The sequence below is a fragment of the Acidimicrobiia bacterium genome (assembly GCA_016650365.1).
Lineage (GTDB): Bacteria > Actinomycetota > Acidimicrobiia > Spongiisociales > JAENVV01 > JAENVV01.
In genome coordinates, this window is the sequence record JAENVV010000027.1 from 1 (window position 1) to 4,916 (window position 4,916).

At 61.0% G+C, this 4,916-nt stretch carries 5 protein-coding genes; all 5 read right to left on the reverse strand.

All coding sequences use genetic code 11. The features are described 5' to 3' along the window. Positions 1-231: 231 nt before the first annotated feature. Positions 232-507 carry a hypothetical protein gene (locus JJE47_01590; protein ID MBK5266105.1) on the reverse strand — a complete coding sequence of 92 codons (276 nt, stop codon included), beginning with the start codon at positions 505-507 and terminating at the stop codon, positions 232-234. 282 nt (positions 508-789) lie between these two features. After that, positions 790-1,488 (reverse strand): GntR family transcriptional regulator, encoded by a 699-nt coding sequence (locus tag JJE47_01595; protein ID MBK5266106.1) that lies wholly within the window; start codon positions 1,486-1,488, stop codon positions 790-792. Positions 1,489-1,549: 61 nt separating this feature from the next. Next, positions 1,550-3,280 (reverse strand): CocE/NonD family hydrolase, encoded by a 1,731-nt coding sequence (locus JJE47_01600; protein ID MBK5266107.1) that lies wholly within the window; start codon positions 3,278-3,280, stop codon positions 1,550-1,552. Positions 3,281-3,315: 35 nt separating this feature from the next. Further along, on the reverse strand, positions 3,316-4,629 hold the full coding sequence (locus JJE47_01605; protein MBK5266108.1) for a TRAP transporter large permease: 1,314 nt from the start codon (positions 4,627-4,629) through the stop codon (positions 3,316-3,318). Further along, on the reverse strand, positions 4,629-4,916 hold a 288-nt coding region (locus JJE47_01610), incomplete at its 5' end, for a hypothetical protein (GenBank protein MBK5266109.1). The genes JJE47_01610 and JJE47_01605, both read right to left, overlap by 1 nt.

Below are 4,916 nucleotides of genomic sequence, written 5' to 3' on the forward strand. Positions count from 1 at the left end.
GATCACTCTATGTGGTCTCTCTTCTCGAGGTTATGTCGAGCACAAAGTAGCCGGACGTTCTCGGTGGCCAACGAGCTACCGAGCGAAGGCGCATCATGACCCGTTCAAATCAGAACTCGGCCGCTCTCAAGGACGTTGTTCCTATACGGTGCGCCTGCTCGAGTGCTCATCAGAAAGACATGGCTACAAAACGGCCGCCACCGGCCACAACATCGGCCTCGGGGTTCTCGCTCAGGTAGCCATCGACGAAGACGCCTGCAACGACTCGTCGATCCGGTCGATGGCGTCGGCTCTGGTAGCGGCGAGATAGACCGCCTGAATCGCCGGTTTCGCCTCGGCGTGACACCGTTTGGGGAGCGCATTGAGAATGTTGGCGGTTCGATGCACCCAACAGCGATGCAGGTCGGCCCACGATTCGGTTGATTCCCGCACCGGCTTCACGGCCAGATCACCAACGACGCCATCTACACCAAACCAGCTGAACACGAGAGCAGCTTCTACTATCACATACCGGCGGCAACAGCCGCCACCACCCAATAGCCGGAGCCGTAACGCGAGTCGGGGCGATTCACCACGAGACGACCGACCCACCTGTCGGCCCGACCAGGCCTGGTTTCGCGAGGGACCACTTGCTCTTTGGTAGGTGATCTGAAGGCAGGTATCCCTCAGGACATCAGCGCGATAACCGGCATATCTAGCATTCGGCGATCCCATCTCCCGGGCAGACATGTTTGTTCCAGACTTGTTGTTCCGGGTTGATGTCTGACACCGCCCTGACCAGGACGCCCCTTATTCGAGCGTCTCGGAGTTCTCAGGTAGCTTGTAGGCCCCGTTGTTGGCGGGCGCCGGGCCGTCGAAGAGGCCCCGGGCCGCGGTCATGGTGATGTTCATATGGCCGCTCGCGCAGTTGGTGGCGGTTTCGATGTCGCCGGCCCGGGCAGCCTCGGCCATGATCCGGTGGTCACGATTGCCGTGTTTGGTCATCTCGGGACGGAAGCGCATGGCGGTGGTCAGGAAGGCCATCGCACTGTCGTGGAGGATCCCAACGAATGAGGCGAGCATTGGGCTGCCACAGATTTCCATGAACACCCCGTGGAACTCCCGATTGAGCGGCACCCAATACGTCGGGTCGCTGTTCGCTTCCATTTGATCACACAGCTTGTCGAGACGTTTGGCGATGGTAGGGGTCATCTTGGGCACCGCCAGCCGCATCACCATTGGCTCCAGCACCCGACGCAGCTCAAAGGTCTCCCAGAGCTCCTCGATGTTGAGCTGGCTGACCACCGCCCCGCGGTGGGAGTCGAACTTCACCAATCCTTCCGAAGTCAGGTCGAGGAGGGCCTCCCGCACGGGGGTGGTGCTCACCGAGTAATCGGTGGCTATCTGGGTTTGGATGAGACGGGCACCGCCGGGGATCTCGCCAGACAGGATCTGGCGTCGTAGTTGATCTCGGACGTATTCCCTTGCTGTAGTTGGTCGCAGAGTCATCTCCTGGCCTCCTGTGGCCGTGTCATCAATTTACTTGGCGTCTGTTTCGTGCATGACATGTTCACGTGTTGTCGGATGTCGACGCCCCTTCCGAGGGAACCACCGGAACTAGTAGGAAGGAGTTGGTCTTCCCGCCGAGGTGCAACGTGATCTGGCTGTCGAAAATCTCAGTCGGGCGGTCGTCGAGGTCGGTGTGCGCGAAGGGCCCGATGCCCCGGTTGGCGTAATGAAAGCTCTTGGCGAAATCGGTCAGCTCCCCGTCGTAGCGGTAGTCGTTGCTCCGCACGGTGAGGCCGAGCCGGTAGCCCGGAGGAATCACGATCGAAGTTGGCCAGATCTCAATATCGAGTTCGTACACCTGGCGGGGGACGAGCGGTTCGGCGGCCTCGTGTGGGTGATAGGGCCGGTAGGGAAGTGACCTCTCTGGATCCAAGGCCCGGTGGGAGGCCCGGAGCCAACCCTGGGCCACTGGAGTGTTGGGGTCAAGAGCGCCCATGAAGGTAACTTCGCGGTTGTCGGTGTCGAACAGCCTCACAATGAGAAACAAGTCGGCGTCGTTGGTCTCCGACGAGATAAACAACTTGGCCGCCAAGGGACCGGTGATCTCCGTGGTGGTCTCGAAGGCAGCCGTGGTGAAGGTGACTCCTTCTCCGGCGGTGTCGTACTCCACTCGGGCTGGATCGCAGGAGTGGGGTGAAAGCCCGGCGTCGCTGGTGAGATGGTAGCGAGTCCATTCGGTCCTGGCGAGGGGCCACTGGTGCTCGAAACGGTCGGCGAAGGTTCCGTCGGCATGGCGGATGCGGAGGTGGACCGGGGGTCGGCGGTCCCAGCCGTTGTCCTTCCCCTTGAGGAAGTGGTCGAAGAACTCCTTTTGTAGAGCGACCCCGCGATCGGTGTAGAAGTCAACCCAGTGGGCCCCGCCGTGAATTTCTAGCCACTTCTGTTCTGAGGCAGCCTGGACGAACGCTTCGATGTTGCCTCTGAGGTGAAGTCCGTGCCCACCCCAGTTGCCCGCGGACAGCATGGGGACCTTGACCGCACTCCAGTTAGGGCTCCGCTCGAGGTGCCATTGGTCGATCAAAGGGCGGCTCTTGATGTCGTGGCCAAGGTCGGCGCGTCTGGCGATTAGCTCGTCGGGTTCGAGGGTGTCGGGTCCGGCCACCAGGTCGCCGGTTATCGCCGAGGTGTAACCGCGTTCGCCCACACCGTGTTGAACTTTTTCCACCTGACGTGGGTACCAGTTGTCGGCGAATTCACAGAGAATCCCTCCGTGCCGAGAGAACTCTCGATACCAGTCGGATGCGCCTTCCCAGGGGCAGATGGCGGCCAGGTGGGGCGGCTGTAGGGAGGCCGCCTGATATTGGTTCATGGCGTAATAGGAGATTCCGGCCAGTCCAACCCGTCCGTTGCTCCAGGGCTGGGCGGCTGCCCATTCGATGCAGTGGTATAGGTCGAGTGCCTCACGTCGGGACCATACGTTTATGTCGCCCGGTGAGCGTCCTGTCCCTCTTGAGTCGACACGGACACAGACGTAACCGTCGGGAACCCACTTCTCGGGGTCCACCACTTCCCAGTTCTGATACCGGTTGGAGGTCCCTTCTGCCACCTCGGGATACTGCTCCACCATGTACTCCCACTGGGGTGGATAGGCCTCCTGGAAGGCGAGACCCTTTCCGTAGGGCCCGTAGCTGAGCAACACCGGATATTGGTCAGTGGTGGTTGGGGTAAACACGTCGGCACGGAGCACGATACCGTCGTCCATTTCGATGGGGACGTCCCATTCGATCAGCATCTCGGTCTCAGTGGACCTGGGTGGGCGGGCGTTGCTCAAGTCCCGACCACGCCAGGTAGCCACAGCACAATCGCCGGGAAGAGGAAGAGGATCACAGCGGTGATCACGTCAAGAGCGGCGAACGGCCAGATCCCGCGGAACACACGCTCGGGGCGGATGTCGCTGACCCCGGCTACAACATAGGCGTTGATGCCGACCGGCGGTGTGATCTGGCCCAGCTCGATGCCCTTGACGACCAGAATGGCGTACCAGATGCCATCGAAACCGAACGACGAGATGACCGGGTAGGTGAGTGGCACGAAGATAACCAGGATCGACAGCGAGTCAAGGGCCATGCCCATTGGAATCAGTACCAACAGGAGGACCGCGACAATGAGGAGCGGGTCCATCTGTAGAGCGGTGACCCAACGGAGGAAGGAGGTGGGGATCCCGGCCGAGACCAAGTAGAAGGAGAAAACTGAAGAGCCGATGAAAATAAAGAAGGACATGCTGGTCACGGCGGCGACCTCAAGAAAGGCGGCCTGCACGGTTTCGAACACCCGGCGGATCCCTTCCTTACGTAGCTCGATGATCATAAAGATTAAAGCAAAGAAAGCGCCAAGTGCGCCAGACTCGGTGACCGTGAACCAACCGGTGTAGATCCCGAGCATCACCAGTGTGAAGATCACTGCCACCCGGAACACGCCGCGCCACGGGAGCTTCTTGATCGACTGCTTTAGCTGGGACTGAGCATCTCGGTACTCCTTGGGGGTTCCTTTGATCACCACATACACGATGTAGATCGTCGCCGAGATGATCCCGGGGATGATTCCGGCCACGAGCAGCAGGGCGATAGATTCGCGGGTGAGGATCCCGTAGATGGCCAGGATAATGCTGGGCGGGATGAGGATCCCGAGGGTTCCGGAGGCGGCGACAATACCGGCGGCTAGCGTGTCTGGGTAGCCACGTTTGCGCATCTCGCTGATGGCCAGTCGCCCGATGGTTGCAGCGGTGGCGACGCTTGATCCGGTGACCGCGGCAAACCCCGCACAGGCGCTGATTGTGGCGACGCCCAGCCCCCCCCTGATCTTGAGCAATAGCCGGTCGGCTACGGTGTAGACGTGTTCGGCGATGCGGGCGAACACGGCGAAAACCCCCACCAGGATGTACATGGGCACGATGGACAGGCTGTAGTTGGCTACGGCGGTAAAGGGAACATTGCCCAGTGCTGAGGTTGTGACGCCGATACCTCGGGTTAGGACTATTCCTACCGCCCCGGCCAGACCTAGAACGAAGGCGATCGGTACCTCGGAGCCGAGCAGGACGACGAAGACGACCAGGACGACGATGAGGACGGTTCCCGCATCCATCAGCTTTCCCTTTCGTTCTCGTTGAGTCGGTCGAGGGTGTCGATAATCCGGCTCTGTGGACCGACCCCCTGCTGTCCGACCATACGTTGCAACTCGGAGGGCATGGACGGGATTAGCGAGGCCGCGGTCGGGGTGGAATGCCACTCCTCCCATACTCGAGCCGAGTACTCGCAGGCCAGCACGGCGAAGCCGATCGCGATGGCCCAGCGCGCCGGCCAGACCGGGAAGCGGAGCAAGCCTGGCTTTACCTCGCGTACCGCGGTGGCCTCGAGGGCACGGAGTACCGA

What these genes read in the sequence shown, in the direction of transcription:
- JJE47_01595 (MBK5266106.1), bottom strand. Translation starts at nt 1,488, where the DNA reads ATGACTCTGCGACCAACTACAGCAAGGGAATACGTCCGAGATCAACTA.
- JJE47_01600 (MBK5266107.1), bottom strand. Translation starts at nt 3,280, where the DNA reads ATGCTGATCGAATGGGACGTCCCCATCGAAATGGACGACGGTATCGTG.
- JJE47_01605 (MBK5266108.1), bottom strand. Translation starts at nt 4,629, where the DNA reads ATGGATGCGGGAACCGTCCTCATCGTCGTCCTGGTCGTCTTCGTCGTC.